Below are 22,463 nucleotides of genomic sequence, written 5' to 3' on the forward strand. Positions count from 1 at the left end.
CTTATCATAGAATTTTCGACTTACATCTCGGTGACTTTAAGATGACAGATTCGTCACTTTGTAAAGCGTATGACAAATACAGCGCCGCCCTGAAAATGATTTTTCGCAGTGATCATACCACCGTGTTTTGTTATTACCAATTTTGACAGCGCCAGTCCGATGCCATAGCCGGAAGCATTAGCTTTTTTCCCGCGATAAAATCGGTCAAATAGATTGGGCAAATCATCATTGTCAAAGCCGCATCCGCTGTCGTGTATCGTTAATTCAAGAAACAGGGGATTATCTATACAAGTGATTTCAATATGACCCTGATCACCTGCACTTTCAATACAATTTTTCAATATATTCTGAACGGCTTCCGACAGCCATCCAAAATCCCCATTGACATTTGCTGTTTCCGGCACATCCATCTTTAAGACGATACCATGGATTTCCATTGCTATTAGAAAGGGCTGAAGTGCCGAATCCATCAATGCTCTAACCCTAATTGACTCGTTTTTCAGCGTCACAATGTCTGCATCCAATCTGGAAATTTTCAGTAGAAAATCAAGTAGCCAGTTCATCTGTATGAACAATGTCTTTATTTCACGCACCAGTTTTTTACGTTCATTTTCATCAGGATTATCCTCGAGCAATGACAAGATGAGGCTTACAGCGGTAAGTGGCGTGCGAAGCTGGTGTGCAATATCTGCCAGCGAATCTGCAAGATATGTCTTTTCGCCTCTTAACGCTTCATTTTGTTCACGTATTCGCAGTGTCATCTTCCTGATCTCACTTTGAAGAATGGAAAGTTCCCCTTCATCTGTCTCATCAATATAAAGACGGTTTTCGTTGTGCAGCACGAGATCAATTTGATCGGCAATTTGTGCAATCTTTTTGTAACGCGCTTTTGTAAATACAAAAAAAAACACCCCAAAGACAACGGTATAGACGACGGCAAGCATGCCGGCTGTCATACTGACGGCAAAACCCATGCTCACTGCACTAACGGCTATTATGAAAAATAAAACGGCAAACTGGCGGATTTCTCTATTCCGAAACATGCGCTTCCCCCAATCGGTACCCCATCCCACGAACCGTTAGAATAATCTGTGGTTTTGCCGGTTCATCTTCAATTTTCTCCCGAAGCCGTTTGATATAGACAGTCAGTGTATTGTCATTGACGAACTCACCTACTGCGTCCCACAATTCATCAAGCAGCTTATGTCTTGTTATAATTACTTTTTGATTATTAATAAACACCAGCAGCAATCGATACTCTAAAGCTGAAAGCAACACTTCGGCACCGTTTTTTTTAACAACACCGCTTGTCGTATCCACAGAAAGTCCGCAAACTTCAATAACTGCCGGTGAACGACCTCGTTTCCTCAGTGCCGCCTTAATGCGAGCAATCAGCTCGCGCGGCCGAAAAGGTTTAATGATATAATCATCCGCCCCCATGTTTAGGCCCGTCACAACACTTGCTTCATCCCCAGATGCCGTCAAAAAGATGACAGGAATATCTCCAGCAGTTTTAATTTCTGTGCAGACAGCAAATCCATTCCCATCAGGAAGTGCAACGTCGACCAATGCTAGGTCAAATCGACTCATGTCGATTGCCGCAACCGCTTCAGCCTTTGTCGAAACATGTTTGACTGCAAAGCCTTCCGCTTTAAGGAGACGTATGAGATTTTTGGCGATTCCCCGATCATCCTCAACGAGCAATATCTGTTCCACGATAGATCACCTTCTCTATTTTTACATGCTGTATTGACATGCTTTTTAGTTTGTATACGATTCATTTATATGCTTTGAACACTTTTGGATGTTTATTGCCATCACGCCGCATATAACTCTATTGTATTGCGTCAGATTGCATTATACAAGCTGTGTCATTTGAATCCGTTTATACAGAATTTCTATTCAGTCAATTAGTCGATGCAGTTGCTTGACAAAAGATAGTCAAACCCCTATAGTGAGATTATTATTGAAAACGCGCACAGATTGCGCATACACGAGGAGGGCAACGTGTCAGAAGAACAGAAGGCAGCTTTGATCGCCGAGGCTGAAGAGAAAGCGAGAAATTATTTTAAACAGGGGCTTAACTGTACAGAATGTCTACTGCAAACAATTATGGATCTTAATGACGTGAATCTGCCGCAAGAAGTCATTTGTCTGGCAACCGGATTTGGGGGCGGAATCGGCGAAACGAAAAATACATGCGGCGCCATCACAGGAGCCGTATTGGCACTTAGCGCTGTGAAAGGCCGTCGCAATCCCTTTGCCAAAGAAACATTGAGAGAACGCGTTGTCGAAATCAAATCGCATTACGACCCCTTTGCCGACATGATTAATGAAATCGACGAAATCTACGGTACATTGATTTGTAAAGAACTGACGGCGCCGCTTGGCGACTATGAAGGCAAAGCCCGCAAGAAAAACTGTATGCAAATCATTGGCCATTGTGCCGGCATTACACAAAAATATGCTATGGCACCATATAATGACCATAACCAAGGATAAAACAGCGTTTTAAAACCAAGAATCTCTTATCAAACAAAATAAGTAATACGCCATGCTATGAACCGAATAGCGGTTAACCTTTAAAAGGTTTATCGTATTCGGTTTTCTTTTTGCTCAGTTATTCATAACATTATATAAGGTAATGATGCCATTTCCTCATCCAACAAAATCACAAATTTGACAAAACTAATCATATTAGTTAAAATACTATTATAATTAGTTTTTGTATTGTAAATTTGCAGTGTCCTTTATGTATCTATCAATCCCATGCCAAAGGAGGTTTCCCAATGAGAATAAGATCCCATCAAAACGTTTATCAACTGACCTATTGGCCAAATCTATTTCCCATCAATGTTTATATCGTCGAGTATGACGATCATTTAATTCTAGTTGATACAGGCATTCAGGCAATGGTCACAGGCATTCTTAATTTTGCCGACCAGTTGGCAAAACCTATTCGCCATATCCTTATCACCCATTGTCACGGCGATCATATTGGCGGTTTAGAAGCATTAAAAAAAGCACTGCCAAACGCCGCGTTCTACGTCTCCAAAAGAGAAAGCCGTCTATTTGACGGTGATTTTTCCGTTGAAACCCACGAGCCCCAACAACCGATCAAAGGTGGTATACCAAAACATAAAATTAGTTATGACATCACACTTGAAGATGGTGATCACATAGAAGGCATCTGCTGCATCAGTATCCCCGGGCATACTCCCGGCCAAATGGCGTATTATGTTGAAGCCGCCGGCATACTTCTCGTTGGCGATGCTTTGCAAAGCCGCGGCGGCCTAGCTGTTGCCGGAACGATCAACTGGACATTCCCATTTCCCGCATTGGCAACTTGGTCGAAGCCGCTCGCCGTCAAAAGTGCAGAACTTATTTTGGCATTATCGCCAGAGGTTATCGGCTGTGGTCATGGCGACATGATTCATAATCCAACAGTCCCCTTAACCCAAGCCATTAATCGCAGTAAAACAGCACGATAATGTGTCGCCATCTCTTGATCATCATACAAAGGAGTTCCTATGCCCCGTCAAGAAAAACTGTCTATTGAAAAAATTATCGCTGCCTCAATCGAAATCATTGATGTCAAAGGTTATAATGCCCTTACACTTGCAGACGTTGCCAAAGTTTTAAAGATCAAGCCGCCTTCTCTCTACAATCACATTAGCGGTCTCGATGCCTTACGACAGCAAATGGGGCATTATGCCATGACAGCATTTTACGATGCAATGACGACTTCTGCCTTTGGCAAGTCCGGCAGCGAAGCGATATATGCTGTGTCCGACGCCTATATGCAATTTGTCAAAGAACGTACCAGCCTCTATCAGTCAATGACACGTGTACCCAATGAATCCGAGCCAGCATATGCCGCACTCAATCAAAAGCTCACATCAATGCTGACCCAACTCATGGCTCATTATGCAGAATCTGAAAGCGACCGCATCCATTGCGTCAGAGGCCTGAGAAGTTTACTGTATGGTTTTGCCGCCATTGAACTCGAAGGCGGCTTTCGCATGGCCGTATCGAAGTCCGAAAGCTTTCAATACATCCTTGACCTTTACATCAAAGGGCTCGAAAGCAACTGCCAGTCGAGGAAACTCGAAAACAATCACTAGTATTCTTATTTTTAATACGACCTACCATTTATCATTGTATCAATGACGCAACACAACTTATACCACCACCTTAAAAGGCTGTGCCATCATCCTATAACCCACCTAATGGGAGAGGATATTAGCACAGCCCTTATTATATATCTTAAGCGTTAGCTAGCCAGTCTATGTCAATTCAGATTGGTTCGAGGTCTTTACTTGCACGCAGCCAAATCACTTGGTGATCTGATAACGTCATGGCACCGGATACTTCACATCCGACGGCATGCGCCAGTCCCCTCGAGGCGACAGTGAAACCGTCCCCACTTTTGGCCCATCGGGAATACATGACCTTTTGAATTGCTGTGTAAAAAACCGCCAGAAGAAGGTATCAAGTGTCTCGTCAATCTCAGAATGATCCACTTCATTAAAAGCAATATAAGCGAGTGCCCTTATTTTCTCTTTCTGATAACTGTTCCGCACAAAATGATAGAGGAAAAAGTCATGCAAATCATATTTGCCAATCGTCTTTTCTGTCGATTGAATCTCCTCACCATGCTCAAAAGGGATCAACTCAGGGCTAATTGTCGTATTGCAAATGGAATCGAGCACTTCTTTCAACTCAGGATGCATATCTGCATAGGTTGAGACGAGGTATTTGACCAATGTCTTTGGCACACCTGAATTAACGGCGTACATCGACATGTGATCGCCATTGTAAGTACTCCAGCCAAGGGCTACTTCTGAGAGATCACCCGTTCCAATGACCAATGCGCCCTGCTGATTGGCAACGTCCATTAGAATTTGCGTCCGTTCACGCGCCTGAACATTTTCAAATGTCACATCATAGCAGTCAGATGAATGTCCAATATCTTTAAAATGCTGTTCACAAGCCGGTTTAATATCAATGGTCTTTGACGTGACACCCATGATCGCCATCAATTGATCTGAATTTGATTTCGTCCGCTCAGAAGTACCATAACCCGGCATTGTTATTGCAACAATGTTTTCAATAGGCAGCCCTGCCATTTGATGTGCATCCGCAGCGACCAGCAATGCCAGTGTACTGTCAAGACCACCAGAAATGCCGATCACACTCTTTTGAATCCCCGTCTTCTTAAGACGCTGTGACAACCCGCGTGACTGCAAATGCAGTATTTCCTTGCAGCGTTCTTCCTTTTCGGCGCCTTCAGGGATAAAGGGAAATGGGTTAACCAAATCCGGCAACGGGCCCTGATCGGTTGTCGCCTTTGCCGAAACGTATTGGTAACTTTGCCGCCTATCGCGGTCTGCTCTAAAATTTTCGACAAAGCTGTTGAACCGCAGCCGATCACTGTCTAGTTTTTCAATATCCACTACCGATGCCATGACGCTGTCATTTTCTCTGCCTTCATTGGCGATACTGCCATTGTATGCAATGAGATTGTGACCGCTGAACACGAGGTCTGTCGTACTCTCGCCTAGACCGGAAGAAGCATAGATATAAGCACAAATGCAACGTCCCGATTGCATTCTGACCAAATCTCTGCGATAATGACTTTTCGTCGCCACTTCATTTGATGCCGAAGGATTGACAATAATATTGGCACCATAGACCGTATGAAGCGCACTTGGCGGGTTGTTAACCCAAAGGTCTTCACAGATTTCGCAGCCCAGTCGGATGCCATTCGGCGTTTCCACAATAAGATTTGGCGTAAAAGGCACTTCTTGTCCACACACGGCTACCCTATCTTCGATGCGTGCCGATGCCGGACTAAACCATCTTTTTTCATAGTACTCACCGTAATTTGGCAAAAATGACTTTGGCACAAGTCCCAATATTTTATCACCTTGAATCATTGCCGCCGCGTTAAAGAGCATGCCGCGTTGTTTCACTGGCATGCCGATCACTATAATCATTTGATTAGCCTGTGCTTCAAAGGCTTCCAGCAAACGTGCCAGTGCATTGTCTGCCGATTGATGCAGATACGACTGCAAAAATAAATCACCACAAGTATACCCCGTTAGTGATAATTCAGGAAATACCAGAATTTCAACTTTCTGCGCCACAGCATCTTGCATCACTCTAATCATTTCGTCCACGTTGGCTTCCGGGTTGCCAACAATGACCTCAAAAGATCCCGTCGCGACTTTTACAAATCCTAATTGATTATCCATTCTATACACCCATTTTATATTTGTCGTTAAGTCAAACACTTTCTATTTTTCTATCTTACCACATTGTCGCTCAGACTTGTATCTGCAAATGTGCATTTTTAGGGATTTGTTCGAAAACAACCACCCAATTTGTGTGACAAATCTATTTTACAGCACATGCCACACCTGAAATAAAACGCCCTTCATCAGACGCACAGTCCGCTTCAATTGAGTCAACCCGTTTAACAAAATAAACCGTTTAACCTTATGATGCATTTGACCGCATAATCCAACGCAGAGCGTTTGATTTATTCTAGCAGCTATTTGCTGCTTTGATTTTTCACTATACTTGTGCTAACGCCTGTTTGAGGTCATCAATAATGTCCTCTGCATTTTCAATCCCGACAGAAAGCCGAATCAAATCCGGCGCAATACCGGCAGCTCTCAGCTGTTCATCTGTAAGCTGACGATGTGTATGGCTTGCAGGATGCAGCAGGCAGGTTTTACTGTCTGCAACATGTGTGACAATAGAAGCCAGTTTCAGCTTATCCATAAACTGAATGGAACGCTCTCTACCGCCCTTGATCCCAAAGGAAAGTACGCCGCAGGATCCTTTCGGCAAATATTTCTTTGCCAGCGCATTGTAAGGATTGCTCTCTAAGTCAGGATAATTAACCCAAGCAACATCATCGTTACCTTCTAGGAACTTGGCTACTGCCAGTGCATTTTCACAGTGCTGTCTCATTCTGAGGTGTAGTGTTTCCAGACCGACATTGAGGTAAAAGGCATTCTGCGGCGATTGGATCGCACCAAAATCACGCATAAGCTGAGCAGTCGCCTTGGTAATATACGCACCTTTGCCAAATCGCTCTGCATAAATAATGCCATGGTAAGAATCATCCGGCGTCGTTAATCCCGGGAACTTTTCAGCCTGTGCCATCCAGTCAAAATTGCCGCTGTCCACAATGCAGCCGCCGACGCCGACGCCGTGCCCATCCATGTATTTTGTCGTCGAATGCGTTACGATATCGGCACCCCATTCGAAAGGACGGCAGTTGATTGGCGTCGCAAACGTATTGTCAACAATCAGTGGTACACCATGCGAATGCGCCAGTCTTGCAAATTTTTCAAAATCAAAAACAGAAACGGTGGGATTGGTAATCGTCTCGCCGAAAACAGCTTTGGTGTTTGGTTTAAAGTATTTTGCCAGCTCTTCTTCCGGTAAATCTTGATCGACAAATGTGCATTCGATCCCCATCTTTTTCATGGTTACGCCGAAGAGGTTAAACGTACCGCCATAGATCGCAGAAGAAGCGATAAAATGATCTCCCGCCTCACAAATGTTGAAGAGCGCGTAAAAATTAGCAGCCTGTCCAGACGATGTGAGCATCGCCGCAGCACCGCCTTCAAGTGCACAAATCTTCGCGGCTACAGCATCGTTGGTTGGATTTTGAAGTCTGGTATAGAAATAGCCCTCTGCTTCCAAATCAAACAGTTTGCCCATTTCATCACTGGTGTCGTATTTGAAAGTCGTACTTTGGTAAATCGGCAATTGTCTGGCAGCGCCCTTTTCAGGCTTCCACCCTTCGTGAATGCACTTCGTCTCAATTTTACTTTTCATGCTCTTTCCTCCGAATTCTCGTCAATATTATGCTAAAACGTGCGACCCGAAAATAATCGGTCTCTGTGTCCAAGGCTTCCGGGCAATATAACCCGCGCCGCAAACATCACTGGGCACTTTTGGACATTCATTATTATTACTTATTGTAACAAGATTTTAGAAACATTCAAACGATTTATCAAAATCCTATTGATATTCTCGGGAATTCTCAGAAATTCATCTACATAATACACATATTTTCTATATGAAAAAAATGTATCATAACCTTATCTTTTTACGATGTACAACCACCTCTTGCCGAAAAACAATTCCGATCATCTGCGCCATAGGTCATCGTCATATGCCCATCGCTCTATCTATTGCTATCGTGCGTTAATGCGTTTCACCGTCAATCCAATAGCTTCTGGCTGGCAATTGCTTCCTGTGCCATACTAGGATGATGGTAACGCCCCATTTTCTTTTTATAATGTTTAACGTAGATCGCCTGCTGAGGACAAAAATTAAAACAGGCATAACAATAATAGCATGCCATGTCTGCCCACATAGGATAATCTAAAAGCTTAATGCGGTTTGAAAGACAAACTTCTTCACAAATCCCGCATCCCGTACAGGTATCATCTACCTCAAATATGAGTTTTGGTGATGAATCAATATGCCACATCAGCTTGCCAGCCCATGAAATCTTATTGATTCCCATGACAAGCGCTTCTTTAAAACCAATGCTGCGATGATTCACTGCCTCTGCAATCGTATCTATTGCCGCCATTTCACGCGCCAGCATTTCATGACGCTTTTCTGCCGTAATTTCCGTTTCCCAGTCCAAATGCATTAGAAATTTAGGCGCCACTCCTTTTGGTGTATTGTTAATCATTTCAATGGCATGATAGTCATCTAAGGCTATCTGATGATACTTTTCTAAAAGATGTTTTAAATAGTGCTCCGGTTTTCCCGGAACGCCGCCATGCGTTGTCACGGCATATAAATAGGTCACTTTTGAAAAATCGGCCTGTCTGATAAAGGCTTCAACCGGTTTTGGCAAGCCGTTCATATAAACGGGAAAAATCAGCCCCACTTCACCGCTGAGACTTGTATCCTTTACGCTGAGTAATGGCTTTGCTTTACCATTGGTTCGCTTTGCAAGTTCTATGGCTGCATGCATAGAATTGCCGGTTCCCGAAAAATAATATAAAGTGTGCAACACTGCCTCCCCGAAATAGACGATTCTACATCAAACGTCTTTGATCTGTTTTTACCTGACTACAGCTTAACAAATCGGAACTCCTTTTTAATTAAAAATGTATTAAAATTCCGTAAAGGTATTTGAAATACAGAAGCCTTTCTAAATAAACCGCAGGTTAGAGCTGCTTCAAAACTGCTGAAAACAATCTGCCAATTAGCTGAATACAATCTAAAAATAATCTGACAAATACAAATAACTGAAACAGTTTGACAAATAAGCATAGATTGCTCAGTTAAGGAAATGGTATAATTAAATTGAGTCTTTAGTCCGATAAAACGTTTTTATTTAACAAGACACTTTAGAGAGAGGAAGGAAACGCAACATGAAAAAAATACATATGCTGCTACTTGCCTTATGCTTTATAGCTGGAACCATGTCTTCGGCTTTTGCCGATGTAAACCAGTCCGTCCCGACGGCACAAACAGTTGCAGTACCGACGGCAATTCCCGCTGTCGTGATTCCCAAGGTAACCGTTGTTGCAAACGATGTTAAGATGTGGCAAATGATTGAGTTTACCGTTGAGAACGCACCGACCGCCGCTCAAGCATGGGTAGGCTTATTTGAATACTCACCGGACGCCGAATGGTATCAGGCCGGCTGGGAATCCGCCTATAAGGCAAAGATCATGATTGCTAATCTTGGTACAACACCTTATTTTGAAACGATTAAGTCAACTGAACAAAAGCAATATGTGATTGCCTTATTCGATCAATACGGCTATGATTTAATGCCTGTTGCCGTCAGCGAACCGATTACTGTAGAACCTATGTACCTCAGTAAAAACATGTTCACAGAGCGCGCAGCTTACGATGCAGAAATGAAACAAATCTACGCTGAAAAGTATGTCGGCACTTATGAGATCAAAACTGAAATGAACAAAGGCGTCTGCAACCCAAACATCACTGCCGAAGAAATCCTTCACTACATAACGCTCAAAAACAGCAATACCTCTTTTGAACAGCCTAAACAAACGGCTTATGATCAAAATGGCATTTTATCTGAAATACCGGCAAGTGCAAACTGGTACAGTTATCCGAAAGACACAACTGATGATGCCGCCGTCATTGATTCGCCCGCCGTTGAAGGCAAACGCGAGATGCTCTTTGACAATGAAGACTTTTATAAAATGAAGCCGGCACCTACCAAAGCTACCTCATTCACCGTTCAAGAGACACTGATCCTCGATTATCTTGAAGTCATGCATCAGCTCGGTACAATACCGAATGCCGACAGCACCATCCATTTAAAAGACGCGTCAGGCAACGTTTATGGACCATGGCCCGCTGTACTTGGGGAATCCTTTGATGCTGAATCTATTGATGCTGCAGGTTATACCGTGCTGTTCGTCAAGCCGAATGCAGTCCTTTACCCAGGTACCTATACGATTATGAACGCTGAAAATGCTTCTTGGCTTTACAGCGATTACTCTGAAAATGCCGGCATGGCCTATATTGAAGGTGTTATTCCAGCTCAAGGAAACACGGTGAATACGCCGACAACATCCACCCCGACGGCACTGCCGCCGATACAAGATACCGAAGATAGCATCGCAGACAACCAAGCATCAAATAATGCTCAGGCTGTTTCCCTCCCTGTTATCACTGTCAGAGGGCACCTCTATGATGCATCACTGGCGCCACTGCCGAATACGACAATACAATACAGTCAAAACGGACTGACACTGGGCAGTGTCACAACTGATGCCTCAGGTACGTTTGCCTTAACACTTCAAAGCGGACTTTACGCGTTCAGCTGTTCTTCTGAAACCATCACGCCGGAACAGCCTGGATCTGAAACACTTGAAACAGTTGAATCGCAACTACAGTATATTGCTGTCGGCTACCGTTCGCCTCAGTCTATCTACCTGCTGAAAACGGATGAAGCTGCCGAATAGTAGTAATGGCAATTCAAACGCGTTAATCAATACCGATCTGCAATTTTATAGTGCACTTCTCTATCGACGCGTTCATTAATCATCTGAATGAGTTCAGCCGGTGTATCTGGCTGGTAATACATGCGCGATGCCTGTGAATAGAGGCTGCGATCCTTAAAGCTGCAATCGCGAAAGTCATAGAGGGTATATGTTTTCCCATTATATCGCGTCGTCTTTTCACATGCCTTTAATGCTTTGATATTACAGCTCGCTCGCTGAGCCATTTCAATTTGTTCTTTTACAAAACTGTCAACTTATGCAATGATTTGTTTTGAACTGAGTTTTGCGTATTCCAACATCATATTCACACGTAAATTCCAAGGCCGACTCGTACCGAGGTAGTGAACGGCATTTTGCATCTCAATGCGTAAAAATACACGTTCCTGATGTGGTGGATCATAAAAAATCGCCGCATTTGCCGTATATGGGTGCTGCATTAATACGCGTTCGGTCTTTCTCATTGTTTCCTCTAGATTGAAGAACAGCCGCATAACCCTTGCCTCCTTAAATATCGTCTTATTCTATTTGCCGTATCTACTGACTTACTACACATCAAATACCCGCTTATACTGCATCTTTGCTTTCGAAACTTATTTCACAGCATTTCCGTATTGATTCGCTAAGTAATCACAGCTACACATGATTGTGATTACCCGTTGTTTATGCATGGGTGCTTTCCCTTCGCAATTTCTAAGTAAGTGCCTTCCCGATAAAAAGGATTCCCCTCAGAACTTGCCCCCTCGACTAAAATAGCATTTATGTTAACATCCGAAACCAGCTCTTCCATCATCAACTGATCCAAATGATCAAATATAGCACTATAAGCCTCACAAAGATAATCTCTTGCCAACAGATTACCGTTCGTCATGGCATTAAAGGCACACCCGCCTCGGCAGTATGCCAAATGGGTACAGGCCGCACATGCTTGCTCAATCGCTTCCTTTCTTTTTAAGAATAACGCCCCAGCCTGACTGTCTGAAAGTGTCTTTGCATTCGGTGCATCGACAATATTGCCGAGTTTCGTCATCGGATGACCAACAAATCGCTGACATGGATAGAGATCACCCATAGGATCTATGATGAGAAACATGCCAAAACAATCTCGAAATGTACAAAGTGCATTTTCACCTTGATAAATTCCTCTGCACAGCTGATCAATGACAGGCAGTTTCATCTCACTTGTCCTATTTTCGTAATCGTCAATCATCGCAACAAACAATTGTCGATAGGCTTCTGGCGATAAATGCCATGCGTTTTCCCTTGCGTCAGCAGGTGATGCAACAGCACCATGGCAATCAAATGGCATTTGATGCATTTGAAAAAATGACCGCACTGTTTCCCATTCATTTAATGATTGCTTCGTGAACGTAGCGATCACGCCATGTTTAATGCCCGCTTCCTTGAGCTTTTGTATACCGCGCATTGTCTGTTCAAAATAGCCTTCGCCGCGCTGTGCATCGCTTATTGCTTTGGGCCCGTCAAGGCTGGTGCCAACCGTAACGTCATACGCTTTAAACAGTTCACAGTAAGCATCATTGAGCAGCCATAGGTTGCTCTGGATTGAAAGCTTGAGATCTTTCCCTGAAAAAGCAGCGGCAAGCCCTTTAATAAGGGCTTTGATAACGGTATAACCTGCACAAAGCGGTTCGCCGCCATGTAAAGCAATTTGGACAGTTTGCTGTTCAAGCATTTCCGAAAGCATTTTTATGTATTGGATGGTGTTGTCAACTGCTTCCAGCGTCATGGTCTTGCCGATATTGGGTCCGAAACAGTAGCGGCAAGACGCTTGACACTTCATGGATGGCACAATCATATACGTTGGATTTTGAAAAACCGTATCACACATTTTCTATATACCTCTCTTTTGGTGAAGCATCTTTCTTTTACCTTATTCACTCGTAAAAATCCGTATGCGGTGAATAATTGTAAATTTTATAACCAGAATTATATTCTTCAATGGTGTAACCCGTATCCGTGTGCACAGGCTGATCGTTAATCTTTTCTGCTTCTTGCACTTCTTCTTGTGCTTCTTCTATCTCCGGAAACAGCGATTGTTCAAAGGTTGTTTCAGTATTTTTGCGTTTATAATGGCGAAAAGCCTTGGCTATTTGCTTGCGGCGGCTCTTGGAGGATTTTTCAAAAATGCACATGATATCAGCTTGGTATTGATCAAAATCAAGCGTTCCCAGCCGTTCAAAATCTTTATCGCGCTCGCCTCTAAATATTGTCGCGTATACGGGCTCGCCTAATGAGTCGAGCATTTCAGCGGCTTCTCTTCTCATATTGCCATTATCACTGCCCAAACTTTCAATTAAATAATTGCGCCCGATTGAGTCGCCTAGCGCCAAGAGCAGCCCCGCTTCCTCTATAGCAGTTTTCGATAAATCCAGTTGAAGCCGCAATACTTTTTTTCGCTTTGCAATCAGCGGTGCATAATAGGCTTCATTATAGGCAAGCAATCTTTCAAAATCCAATTGATCACCTCTGATAATCGCCTCATAAGCACCCATGCCACTGTGACGGAGCGCCTCTTTAACAGCCATTCTGACGCGAGGCGGACTAATAAAATATGCTACCAGTTTATCCGCGGGTATTCGGTCGCCATACATACCAATTGCTTGAACAACAGCTGCTCTCAAATCGTAATTAGCCGCGGCTTCAAGCGCCGTCACCAAATAATCAAGTGCTAAATCCAACTTCGAAAATCCCAGCGCCTTAATAATCGCCAAACGATGACAGCTGTTTTCTGATGGGTGTTTTGCTGCCAGTGCCACCAGCAATTCGACCGCAGCTGTTTTGTGAATAGTGCCAAGTGCCTGTATGAGCAATAGCTGATCGTTTCTATTTTGGGTCTCATACGCAGTGTAAACGTGTTCAATAAACGACTGTTCGTCCTCTCTTGCATAACGACGATAGTCCCATTCATCGCCTCGTATAAGTCTCTCACGGCCATTGCCCAGCAAAATCGCCAGTGCAGCGCGCCTTTGTGCTTCGTCGATTAAAAAAAGACTTAACGGTGTACACAATGCTTTATTGACGCTCATCGTCAGCTGTTGATAAATGGCGGCAATCATTTTTTTAGGCACTTTTTGCGCCATGAGCAATGAAACGACAAAACCAATGGTCGCTGGTGTATCCATTTGGATCAGATGTTCAATAATCGTTTGCCGTGCACCGCTGTAATGCTCATAATAGTGCATGAGAAAATCAGCTGTTTCGGCACCTCTCATCGCCACAAGTGCATTGATTATTCTAGGTCTTTCATCGCCTGTATTCGAAAGCAGACTATACGTGAAATCCTCTTCCAATAGATACTGTTTTAACTTCCGATCGCGTCCGGAACGGATACAAGCGTCAATTCGCGCACGCTTCTGTGCAACTGTCATCTTCTCAAATTTCATTGACAAGCCACCTCCTTCAGTTGGTGCTGATAGGTCCAAACCGTTTGATCAATTAGACGTTTCAATATTCTAACTTGTCTGTCCGGCTGGCTGTAAAAAACTTTCAAGATTTCTCGGCATAATACTGTTTCATTTAATTCAGCCAATACTGATTCTTTCGCTGCGACGGCAGCCATTTCTCTTAGATGCTGTCTAACGATTCTTTCATAATCAGCCGCTTCTAGATCGCTAAATACCAGCACATCGTCAATTCGGGACAAGAATTCACTGGAGAAGCAAGCTGATAGCTTTTGGTACACATTGGTCATCGTGCGACTTTGGGAAACAGCCGCTGTCTGAAAACCAATGTTTCGTCGATTGAAATCTCCTTCTGTCACAGCATTGGTCGTCAGGATAATCACGGTATTGGTCGCATCTACTAGTTTCCCACGTGCATCTCTTAATCTGCCCGTATCCAGCAACGGCAGCAGCATGCGCATAATCTCAACGGACGCCTTTTCAATCTCATCTAATATCAATACAGTGAACGGATTGGATGCAATAGCACCTGTAAGCAGTCCCTCTCTATCGCTTCCCGAATAGCCCGGCGGAGAACCGATAAGCGTATTGATGGCTGCATAATCTTTGTAAGCAGACAAATCAATCTGCAACATGTGGTCTTCACAGCCCGTCAGCTGTTTGGCAATCGCTTTGCCAAGCTGTGTTTTCCCGACACCTGTTCGGCCTGTAAACAGAAAGACCGCACGGGGACTATCGCGTCTGGATGAAGTGCAAAATCGCCGATACAATCGTTCGCTTACGCGGTCTATGATCGCATCTTGCCCAATAATAGTCGATTTTAACGCGTTGCTTAATTGTTCTGCTGAAAACATCGGTGTATCCGCTACCATCCATTTCGGTATCTTCACCATCTCACTGAGCACTTTATCAATCATCGATTCCGACAATGCGGTATACTGGCTGTTTTTCGCATAAACACAGGCACTATCCAGTAGGTCATGCGTCTTATCAGGCTGTTGCCGATTGGTCATAAAGCGATTTGCCTTTTCAATGGCGGTGACAATGATGGAATCGTCAATCGCAACGCCATGAAAATCAGTTAATGTCCGAGCATACGTCTTGGCAATTTGAAACATCCGCATACCCGACGGCGCCTTTAACCTTAGCTCCTGAAATCGGCGTTCCAAAGCCGGATCTTTTGTGATATACCGCTGGTATTCTTCCGTCGTCGTCGCACCGATCATCTTAAAACGGCGATCTGTCAGCAGCGGTTTCAAGAGATTGGCCAAGTCCTGACTGCTGTTCTCCGTTCTGCCCGCCCCCATGATCGTGTGTATTTCATCAATAAAGAGTACGACTGGCTGCAGCGCTGCCGCCGCTTCGAAGACGCGGTTTAGCTTCGCTTCAAACTCGCCCCTGTACTTTGTATCGCTGATCAATTGATAAGTAAAAATCTCAATGATCGTGAATTGCTCACGCCTGTCATCTGCCATTTGCTTTGCTAACAGCTGAACCGCTGCGGTTTTGCCAATACCAGCCGGACCCGTTAGGATGACATTGCCTTTTTCTCTTCGCTGCAAAATGCATTTTATCGCCGAAACTGTCTCATCATCCGGATGCAAGTGATTAAATTGCCCTTCACGCGCCATTTGAGTCAAGTTGCGTCCGATATCCACAAGCGACGCCTCTGCCGTGTGCTTCTGAGAAGTCCGATATGTCAGTGACATTTCCCATTCGTAGATATTGGCGCGCATCATTGGCAAATCGACATTTTGCCGGCGCCATTCCTTTACGAGATCATACTTTTCATCATCAAGGATATAACGCAGCAATTCGTGCATTTCAAGCGGCAATCCGTCGTTTTCAAAGCTGGCATCTTCAATAATGTCCAAATCATGAGGCCGGTACTGGGAGAGCAAAGGCTGCAGGCTCCTGTTGAAATCATCCGGTGTTAAACCTGATCTGTCCAGTATCCGCATGACTTCAGAAGGCATTTCATAATGCCACTGTGCCAACAGCACGGGGATCGTGATCGTACGCATTTTATAATGAGCTTTTGCCAGTATCTGCAATTCTGAAACTCTCATCACTTGTCACCTCCTTCGGCAATAGATAACTGTGAACACAGCGTGATCGCCGTGTTATAATGCTGACTCCAGCTGCTGATTAAGCCGTTCAATTTCAGCATTCATTTTTTCATGCTGACGCCTAATGGCACGTGCATCAACAAGATTCTCTCGTTTTTCAATATAGACGGGATCATTGGCCAAAAGAAACATTTCATTCTTAATCTGTGTTTCTTTCTTTTCAATGGCATCCGTCTTTTTACCAATATCATCAGATAAACTGTTAAGATCATTCCCCTCCAAGACGACCTCCGGTTCAATGTCAATCCCCATATGCCGCCAGATGAGCTTTACCCTTTCTAAGATATCTTCCAGCACCATTAATGAACGCGTATCATAGGCCAGCTCCTGATCCCGAATAACAATCGTCTCTTTGTAAAGTGCCTCAAGCACTTTAACTTGTTCTTTTGTAAACGCATGGTTGAGCATTGCATCAGGATGTGTTTTCAAGTAGATTTCCCGCAGGCACTTCTTATAAGCGTACAGATATTGTTTTTGCTCCTTCTCAGACGGCATCTCAGAATGCAGGTTGATGCCTGCATATTGTTTCAATGTCATTGCCCATCTAAAAGAATCTTTTGCCGCTGCAATTTTTTGCTTTGACGCCTTCTCTCTTTGCAGTATCTTTTGGTTGATTTCAGCCTCCGTCAAATGCGGTTCGTCATCCTTTATTTGCAGATAGTCGCGTCTTCTGTTGAGTTTCTGGCGGCGATCCAATATATCAATATAGCTTTCACCAAATTCCGCCATCCACTGCTGTTTGGTTTGTGCTATGGTCAACCTCAGTTTTTCCATCGAAAGCAAGAGATTATCCAGTTCTGTTAGTTTATTGAGCCATTGCATCTTTAACGCTTCATATTGGATGACAACCGTGCGGTTATTTTGATTCTCTATTGCCAGTTCTTTTGCTCTGTCTTGACTAAACTGCTCAATTTCAATGGTTTCCGTTCCAAAGAGGTAAATCCTGCTCGTGAGAATATGTTTCATCAAATTATTAAAACCATCCTCATAAATGCTGTTTTCACCACATGTCTGCCAAGTTTCCTCAAACACGTCATAAAGCGTTTTCAAATCGTGCATTGCCTCAAAGTCAGCCGTAAATGCTTTCGTATATTGTGTACCAATTGCATACAATTCTCCGATTCCACCGCAATTGCGCGCCTTTTTTAACGCGATCCTGCAATATTGTTCATAAAAACACTTCACGACGAGAATCAACGTTCTCGTCACACCAATGTGGAAAAACTGTCCAAATCGCATAATAGCTTCAATCTGCGGCCAATGGTATTCATTGGTATACCAGCAGCGTTTAACGATCTTATGCGGTTGATCGAACACGAAGCTGTCATCAAATCCATCTGCTTCGAGTAGCCGAAGAGAATCCGCCGCATCATTGCCAAGGTATTTTTTCTTTATGGATTTTGGCCATTGCGATCGCTGGTTCACCGTCACATGCGGATTGGTTTGCCAATCACCCATGATTCGATCCATGTCGTCAATCATCAATTTCATCTTCGTCGCCTCCTTTTTTTTCTGCCATTGCTGTAGGGTGATATTTCGTTAAATCGCTTGACGCTGCTTCTATGAGCAACCTCTCCTGTGCCTCGATCAATACAGGAGCCCCCGCATCATAGGTGTCTTTTAGCTGCTGCAAACCTTGTGAAAAGGCTACATTCCCCAAAAGTGCTTCCCTGATTAGATCCTTGCGGTTGTGCGTGTGGTAATAGAGATCCCGCTGCGAATCCTCCGCTGTCAATAGCCTTTCTGTTGCCTTTTCATAAATCAGAATGCAATCCGGTTTATTGGTATAAAACCAACCGGATGGTGACAGCTGATCTCCCTGAGTTATAAAGACAAACCCATCCTTAAAACGTTCCAGTGAACACAAAACGCGTCGCGTCGCTATTTCAATAAAGTCAAAGCCGTGAATAAACTTGGTTACTACTACAGCAACTTTCGCTGGATTGAGTCGCAGCTTCTCCCGCTCTAAAAAACGTGTCAAATCGGCTATAACCTCTTCCATAATTAATGGTATAAACGGTTTTTGAACCTTTTCAATGCCTTCAATTTCAGGGATGCACAACGCGTAAAAGATCAAATCATCTTTCATTTTAATCTGTTGCCAGTCTGACAAGATAGCTCTTTTTTCGTTATCCATGAAGTGTGTCCGATCATCAACTGAAAAATGGCTCAAATGCACCGCCATTATGTAAACCTTTTCGATATCTAACAGGATATGCTGTCGTTGTTCTTTTGTAAATGAAGCCCTGCTCAATATTGTATTGGCATGCATCAGGTAAATCGGCCACCATTTCTGTGTTTTTAATTGGATCAGCCTTCGATTTAAGTAAAGCCATTCACCGTTGTTAGCCATAACTGCAGCATAGGTTTCATCTATCAAAGATGACGTTTTATCGGCGACTAATTCTTTGCCGCAATATTTGACGTTCCCCGTTGAGACATCTACAACGCCATAATACAAAATATTCGCCCTAAAATCTCCCGCTGTAACGAGCAGATAGCAGCCATCATCTGTAAAGGAACAGCAAAAACGGCTTGGCCAAATATTGCGAATGTCGACGTAAGGTGTGTCAGCAATCTGTTTAAAATCAATTGATGCGATGACTTTTTTCGTCGTTAGATCGACGATTTTAATCGTAATCCCCGGTCCGCAGCGATACGCCATCAGCTTCCCGTCTCTGGATAAAAATAGATTCCAAATCGTTTCTGTTTCAATCCAAAGAACTTCTGATTTTTGACTGGCGTCGAACGGCACTCTATAAATAATGTTATCCTGCTGATAGGCCACAGCAAGATGGTCCGGCAATATAAAATCATGTCCTGCAGGTGAACGCCTCTCAATTCGCCCCAAACACCTGCCTGTCTCAATCTCCCATGCATAATAAGCTGTCCCCAGTTCTTTTGAATTTCCCACTGCATAAAAGAAACACAAATCCTTTGACAGTACCGGTACACACAGACTTGCCGTTCTCCAGAAATTCATACAATTCTCAGGCAGCGCTAAATCGCGTTGTATCTCGTCGGCTGCAAAATTATAAACGTGAAGGCTGCGCCCGTCTTTGCCCATTGCAATGCAGCGATTGCTTCCAATAAAAGCTTTCATCTCAAACTGCCTCGTTAATGTTTGAATACATGAATGTGCAAGTTGATTTTCGTAATTCTGCACCCCAATCTGATATTGCGATTGACTTTGTATTAATTGTTTTTGTTCGCCCATATCAGTCCTCCTTCGGCAATTGCCACTATATACGCCTATAAAATTCGGCTTATTCTGTATGCTTTTCAGGCTTCAGTCTTGGTTTCGGTTTCGGTCTCGGTTTTAGCTTCGGCCTCGGCCTTGGTTTTGGCTTCGGCCTTGGTTTTGGTCTCGGTCTCGGTTTTGATTCCAATATTGAATGCGGTTCCGGGTTATTGCTTTTGATAGTTATAGTTTACCGCGTTTTATTGCTGAAAACGATGTGCAAAATGCAAAAAACACGTGCAAAAATAGTTTTTACACGTGCCAAATCATTAAGCTACTGTTTGAGTTCAGTTTAATTCTCTATGCTGATTATTTGCCTCGGCTGCGTCTGACCCAAAAAGGACTACCATGTCCGGGGATGATTAAAGCGGCACTTTTGAGAAGCCGCTCTTGGCTTTCAAACAAATTCGCTTTATTATAAAAATCACCATTGCAATGATAATAATGCGGTGAATTCAGCCATGCGAGGTCGATAATGGCATCACCTGCAACGGCAATGGTAAAGTTATCGGCCGCATTGGTATAAAGAAGACTCGCATGACCTTCCACATGGCCTGGTGTATGAAGGAGTTTTGTCCCCTGACACAGCGTGTCGCCTTCAGCCACTTCAATCATTTTCCGACCGATGATTTCGGGATAAGTATCTCGTGTTCCCTTTAAGCAATACCATACTGCATGTTCGAACATCCGTAGGTTACCATAGTGATCGCGATGTGCATGCGTGATTAGAACACCGTCAATCGTCTCAGGCGTCAGTCCGATCTGGGAGAGTTCAAAAGACAGCCTAACCCGGTTCCTTCTTTGATTTTCAAAACTGCCATCCATTTCATTCTCAAAACCCGTATCAATCAATAGGTTTCGACCGTCGGCCTGAATATACGAAACCGTTGCACCACCGCCGATCCCCATCATCGCCTTTATACGATTAAACTGCGGGGAGATAATATTGCTAGGATCTGTCTGTGCCGTGCCGACGTGCACGATTTTCACATTGATATCCCAGTCCAAAACAGCCTCCTTAATAACCGAGCACAGATACATGCTCATGTGTTTATCATCAGCATTTTCGCCATCACTGGTCGTCTAATTTATTGAATATAGCCTCCTATTCATCAAGGATATTCTCGCTATAAACTGCCCGTCTGAATACCGGATAAACGCCCTTCCGCCTTATGCGCCTGTTTTTCCCGGTACATCGCCTGATCTGCCGCCGCTAAGAAAGAATCAATGGTGTCCCCTTCTTGAAAAACAGCATGTCCCATACTTAAAGTTAATACATAAGGCGCTGGATGCTCTTGATTATATTTGACGACATTCATCTGCAGCCGTTCCATGAATAGAGCAATTTCATCTTGGTGATTGCGTTCACCCACAATGATAAATTCGTCACCGCCAAGTCTAGCCACAAAAGCTTCACTGCGCTTGCTCGTCTTCCGCAGGATTTCCGATACTTTTACAAGCGCGCGATCGCCTTCAACATGCCCATAAGTATCATTAATGCTTTTAAAAGCATCGACATCAATAATAGCGGCAAACAACAATCGATTTTGTCGCCTCATACGTATTCTTCGCCTCAAATGCTGGTCAAGCCGTCTTCGGTTATAGACACCCGTCAAATAATCCGTTGAAATCTGTGCATTTTGCGTCTTAATATAGACACTCGTACACGCGAGCATGGTACAAACCCAAATAATCGAAAGTCCAAAATACCATATTTGAATTAATACTGAGGCAATGACAATAAAGGGAAAAATCAGCAACGTCATATTAACTTCCTGACTCGCACCCCAGCCATTGCGCCTTATATCATCTAATGACATCCATACTGCATAAACCAAATAAATCAAAGCAAGTATTGACATCACTGGAAATCCTTCACCTCTGATATAATGATTATTGACATCAATGATAAAATAGTACTGGGTTTTAATTGTCGCGAGTGACAAAATAGTTGATATAATCGCAGGGATGACATAAAATCGCATTCGGCGCAGCAGCCCATATTTGCTTTCATAAATCTTAAAATCTGCATACATGACCCAGAGCAGGCAAATAAGCGGATTAAAAATATAATAGAGTATTGTTGAAGCATACATAACATGCCGCATCCATGGGCGCGGATCGCCGTCCGCCAACCACATGCCCGTATCAAAGACAAAGATCAGCAAGTTAAAAAACATCACACCATTAAAAATCTTCTGATCCAAGGGTAGTTTATTGAAGCTGCTTCTATTCCAATTTGTTATCATCAGCAGTAAGACCATCGCGCCGACAAAATTAACCTCTGCATATAGAAAATTCAGCACACTTGACGCCCCTCTCCATTCAAAATTTTATTATCTTATGAATACCCGCAAGCGTTTAGAAGTAAACCAGATGTGTCTCTCCTTACATCATAGCTTATTTTTTGAATAATGTGTCGAAAAAATCACCTCAGCTGACAATATTCTTGCAAAATGACATCCTTTTCAGGCTGCTCCAAAACGACAAAAACTCCTGATTAACAATACCAGAAGTTTTTTGTCATTCTTTTTTATACTATTATAAACATTAATCAAGCGCCCTTACTTCCTGCACAAAAAAATACTGCCGATCAGTTTTTAAAGGATTATTTTCTACAGGTATTTCCACAGGAGAATCCTGC

Annotated in this window: 18 protein-coding genes; 4 read left to right on the forward strand and 14 right to left on the reverse strand. The window is 43.5% G+C overall.

The genetic code is table 11. From position 1 onward, the window contains the following. Positions 1-53: 53 nt before the first annotated feature. Both KHM83_RS09265 and KHM83_RS09270 read right to left on the reverse strand, forming a co-directional pair. Positions 54-1,043 (reverse strand): sensor histidine kinase, encoded by a 990-nt coding sequence (locus KHM83_RS09265; protein WP_213236728.1) that lies wholly within the window; start codon positions 1,041-1,043, stop codon positions 54-56. After that, the gene (locus KHM83_RS09270) at positions 1,030-1,716 is read right to left on the reverse strand and encodes a response regulator transcription factor (protein ID WP_213236729.1); all 687 of its coding nucleotides are present in this window, start codon (positions 1,714-1,716) and stop codon (positions 1,030-1,032) included. The genes KHM83_RS09265 and KHM83_RS09270 overlap by 14 nt, the downstream gene beginning before the upstream one ends. A 291-nt stretch (positions 1,717-2,007) precedes the next feature. On the opposite strand from KHM83_RS09270, the gene KHM83_RS09275 reads away from it, so the two are divergent. The 3 genes from KHM83_RS09275 (at position 2,008) to KHM83_RS09285 (ending at position 4,124) form a co-directional block, all read left to right on the forward strand. Continuing rightward, positions 2,008-2,502: a C-GCAxxG-C-C family protein gene (locus KHM83_RS09275; RefSeq protein ID WP_343213138.1), complete on the forward strand. Its 495-nt coding sequence runs from the start codon at positions 2,008-2,010 to the stop codon at positions 2,500-2,502. A gap of 287 nt (positions 2,503-2,789) precedes the next feature. Next, a complete protein-coding gene (locus tag KHM83_RS09280) occupies positions 2,790-3,491 on the forward strand; it encodes an MBL fold metallo-hydrolase (protein WP_213236731.1) in 702 nt (233 codons plus the stop codon). A gap of 39 nt (positions 3,492-3,530) precedes the next feature. Continuing rightward, a complete protein-coding gene (locus tag KHM83_RS09285; RefSeq protein WP_213236732.1) occupies positions 3,531-4,124 on the forward strand; it encodes a TetR/AcrR family transcriptional regulator in 594 nt (197 codons plus the stop codon). A 231-nt stretch (positions 4,125-4,355) separates the two neighbouring features. On the opposite strand, the gene KHM83_RS09290 is transcribed toward KHM83_RS09285, so the two are convergent. The 3 genes from KHM83_RS09290 to KHM83_RS09300 all read right to left on the reverse strand — a co-directional run bounded on the left by KHM83_RS09290 (position 4,356) and on the right by KHM83_RS09300 (position 9,055). Continuing rightward, complete coding sequence (locus KHM83_RS09290; RefSeq protein ID WP_213236733.1) at positions 4,356-6,257, reverse strand: NAD(+) synthase; 1,902 nt, start codon at positions 6,255-6,257, stop codon at positions 4,356-4,358. Between the two features lie 322 nt (positions 6,258-6,579). Further along, positions 6,580-7,857, reverse strand: a complete 1,278-nt coding sequence (locus KHM83_RS09295) for an O-acetylhomoserine aminocarboxypropyltransferase/cysteine synthase family protein (RefSeq protein WP_213236734.1) — start codon at positions 7,855-7,857, stop codon at positions 6,580-6,582. Positions 7,858-8,245: 388 nt separating this feature from the next. Continuing rightward, positions 8,246-9,055, reverse strand: a complete 810-nt coding sequence (locus tag KHM83_RS09300) for an EFR1 family ferrodoxin (protein WP_213236735.1) — start codon at positions 9,053-9,055, stop codon at positions 8,246-8,248. 364 nt (positions 9,056-9,419) lie between these two features. Here KHM83_RS09300 and KHM83_RS09305 point away from each other — a divergent pair, with 364 nt between their 5' ends. Next, positions 9,420-10,991, forward strand: a complete 1,572-nt coding sequence (locus KHM83_RS09305; RefSeq protein ID WP_213236736.1) for a carboxypeptidase-like regulatory domain-containing protein — start codon at positions 9,420-9,422, stop codon at positions 10,989-10,991. Between the two features lie 26 nt (positions 10,992-11,017). On the opposite strand, the gene KHM83_RS09310 is transcribed toward KHM83_RS09305, so the two are convergent. The 9 genes from KHM83_RS09310 to KHM83_RS09350 all read right to left on the reverse strand — a co-directional run bounded on the left by KHM83_RS09310 (position 11,018) and on the right by KHM83_RS09350 (position 22,125). Then, positions 11,018-11,254 (reverse strand): hypothetical protein, encoded by a 237-nt coding sequence (locus KHM83_RS09310; protein WP_213236737.1) that lies wholly within the window; start codon positions 11,252-11,254, stop codon positions 11,018-11,020. 30 nt (positions 11,255-11,284) lie between these two features. After that, positions 11,285-11,491 (reverse strand): hypothetical protein, encoded by a 207-nt coding sequence (locus KHM83_RS09315; RefSeq protein WP_213236738.1) that lies wholly within the window; start codon positions 11,489-11,491, stop codon positions 11,285-11,287. Positions 11,492-11,679: 188 nt separating this feature from the next. Then, complete coding sequence (locus KHM83_RS09320) at positions 11,680-12,876, reverse strand: TIGR04083 family peptide-modifying radical SAM enzyme (RefSeq protein WP_213236739.1); 1,197 nt, start codon at positions 12,874-12,876, stop codon at positions 11,680-11,682. A gap of 46 nt (positions 12,877-12,922) precedes the next feature. Further along, a complete protein-coding gene (locus KHM83_RS09325) occupies positions 12,923-14,431 on the reverse strand; it encodes a HEAT repeat domain-containing protein (protein ID WP_213236740.1) in 1,509 nt (502 codons plus the stop codon). Next, positions 14,428-16,518, reverse strand: coding sequence for an AAA family ATPase (locus KHM83_RS09330; protein WP_213236741.1), 2,091 nt, complete (start codon positions 16,516-16,518; stop codon positions 14,428-14,430). The genes KHM83_RS09325 and KHM83_RS09330 overlap by 4 nt, the downstream gene beginning before the upstream one ends. 54 nt (positions 16,519-16,572) lie before the next feature. Further along, on the reverse strand, positions 16,573-18,069 hold the full coding sequence (locus KHM83_RS09335; protein WP_213236742.1) for a hypothetical protein: 1,497 nt from the start codon (positions 18,067-18,069) through the stop codon (positions 16,573-16,575). Then, positions 18,053-19,795, reverse strand: coding sequence for a WD40 repeat domain-containing protein (locus KHM83_RS09340; RefSeq protein ID WP_213236743.1), 1,743 nt, complete (start codon positions 19,793-19,795; stop codon positions 18,053-18,055). The genes KHM83_RS09335 and KHM83_RS09340 overlap by 17 nt, the downstream gene beginning before the upstream one ends. Before the next feature lie 333 nt (positions 19,796-20,128). Then, complete coding sequence (locus KHM83_RS09345; protein ID WP_213236744.1) at positions 20,129-20,827, reverse strand: MBL fold metallo-hydrolase; 699 nt, start codon at positions 20,825-20,827, stop codon at positions 20,129-20,131. Between the two features lie 119 nt (positions 20,828-20,946). After that, the gene (locus KHM83_RS09350; RefSeq protein WP_213236745.1) at positions 20,947-22,125 is read right to left on the reverse strand and encodes a GGDEF domain-containing protein; all 1,179 of its coding nucleotides are present in this window, start codon (positions 22,123-22,125) and stop codon (positions 20,947-20,949) included. Positions 22,126-22,463 lie beyond the last annotated feature (338 nt).

This window comes from Fusibacter paucivorans (assembly GCF_018390735.1).
Lineage (GTDB): Bacteria > Bacillota > Clostridia > Peptostreptococcales > Acidaminobacteraceae > Fusibacter > Fusibacter paucivorans.

Coding starts and splice junctions, on each gene's coding strand:
- KHM83_RS09285 (WP_213236732.1), top strand. CDS start 3,531: ATGCCCCGTCAAGAAAAACTGTCTATTGAAAAAATTATCGCTGCCTCA.
- KHM83_RS09305 (WP_213236736.1), top strand. CDS start 9,420: ATGAAAAAAATACATATGCTGCTACTTGCCTTATGCTTTATAGCTGGA.
- KHM83_RS09330 (WP_213236741.1), bottom strand. CDS start 16,518: ATGAGAGTTTCAGAATTGCAGATACTGGCAAAAGCTCATTATAAAATG.
- KHM83_RS09340 (WP_213236743.1), bottom strand. CDS start 19,795: ATGGGCGAACAAAAACAATTAATACAAAGTCAATCGCAATATCAGATT.
- KHM83_RS09320 (WP_213236739.1), bottom strand. CDS start 12,876: ATGTGTGATACGGTTTTTCAAAATCCAACGTATATGATTGTGCCATCC.
- KHM83_RS09335 (WP_213236742.1), bottom strand. CDS start 18,069: ATGAAATTGATGATTGACGACATGGATCGAATCATGGGTGATTGGCAA.
- KHM83_RS09325 (WP_213236740.1), bottom strand. CDS start 14,431: ATGAAATTTGAGAAGATGACAGTTGCACAGAAGCGTGCGCGAATTGAC.
- KHM83_RS09295 (WP_213236734.1), bottom strand. CDS start 7,857: ATGAAAAGTAAAATTGAGACGAAGTGCATTCACGAAGGGTGGAAGCCT.
- KHM83_RS09280 (WP_213236731.1), top strand. CDS start 2,790: ATGAGAATAAGATCCCATCAAAACGTTTATCAACTGACCTATTGGCCA.
- KHM83_RS09265 (WP_213236728.1), bottom strand. CDS start 1,043: ATGTTTCGGAATAGAGAAATCCGCCAGTTTGCCGTTTTATTTTTCATA.
- KHM83_RS09290 (WP_213236733.1), bottom strand. CDS start 6,257: ATGGATAATCAATTAGGATTTGTAAAAGTCGCGACGGGATCTTTTGAG.
- KHM83_RS09315 (WP_213236738.1), bottom strand. CDS start 11,491: ATGAGAAAGACCGAACGCGTATTAATGCAGCACCCATATACGGCAAAT.
- KHM83_RS09310 (WP_213236737.1), bottom strand. CDS start 11,254: ATGGCTCAGCGAGCGAGCTGTAATATCAAAGCATTAAAGGCATGTGAA.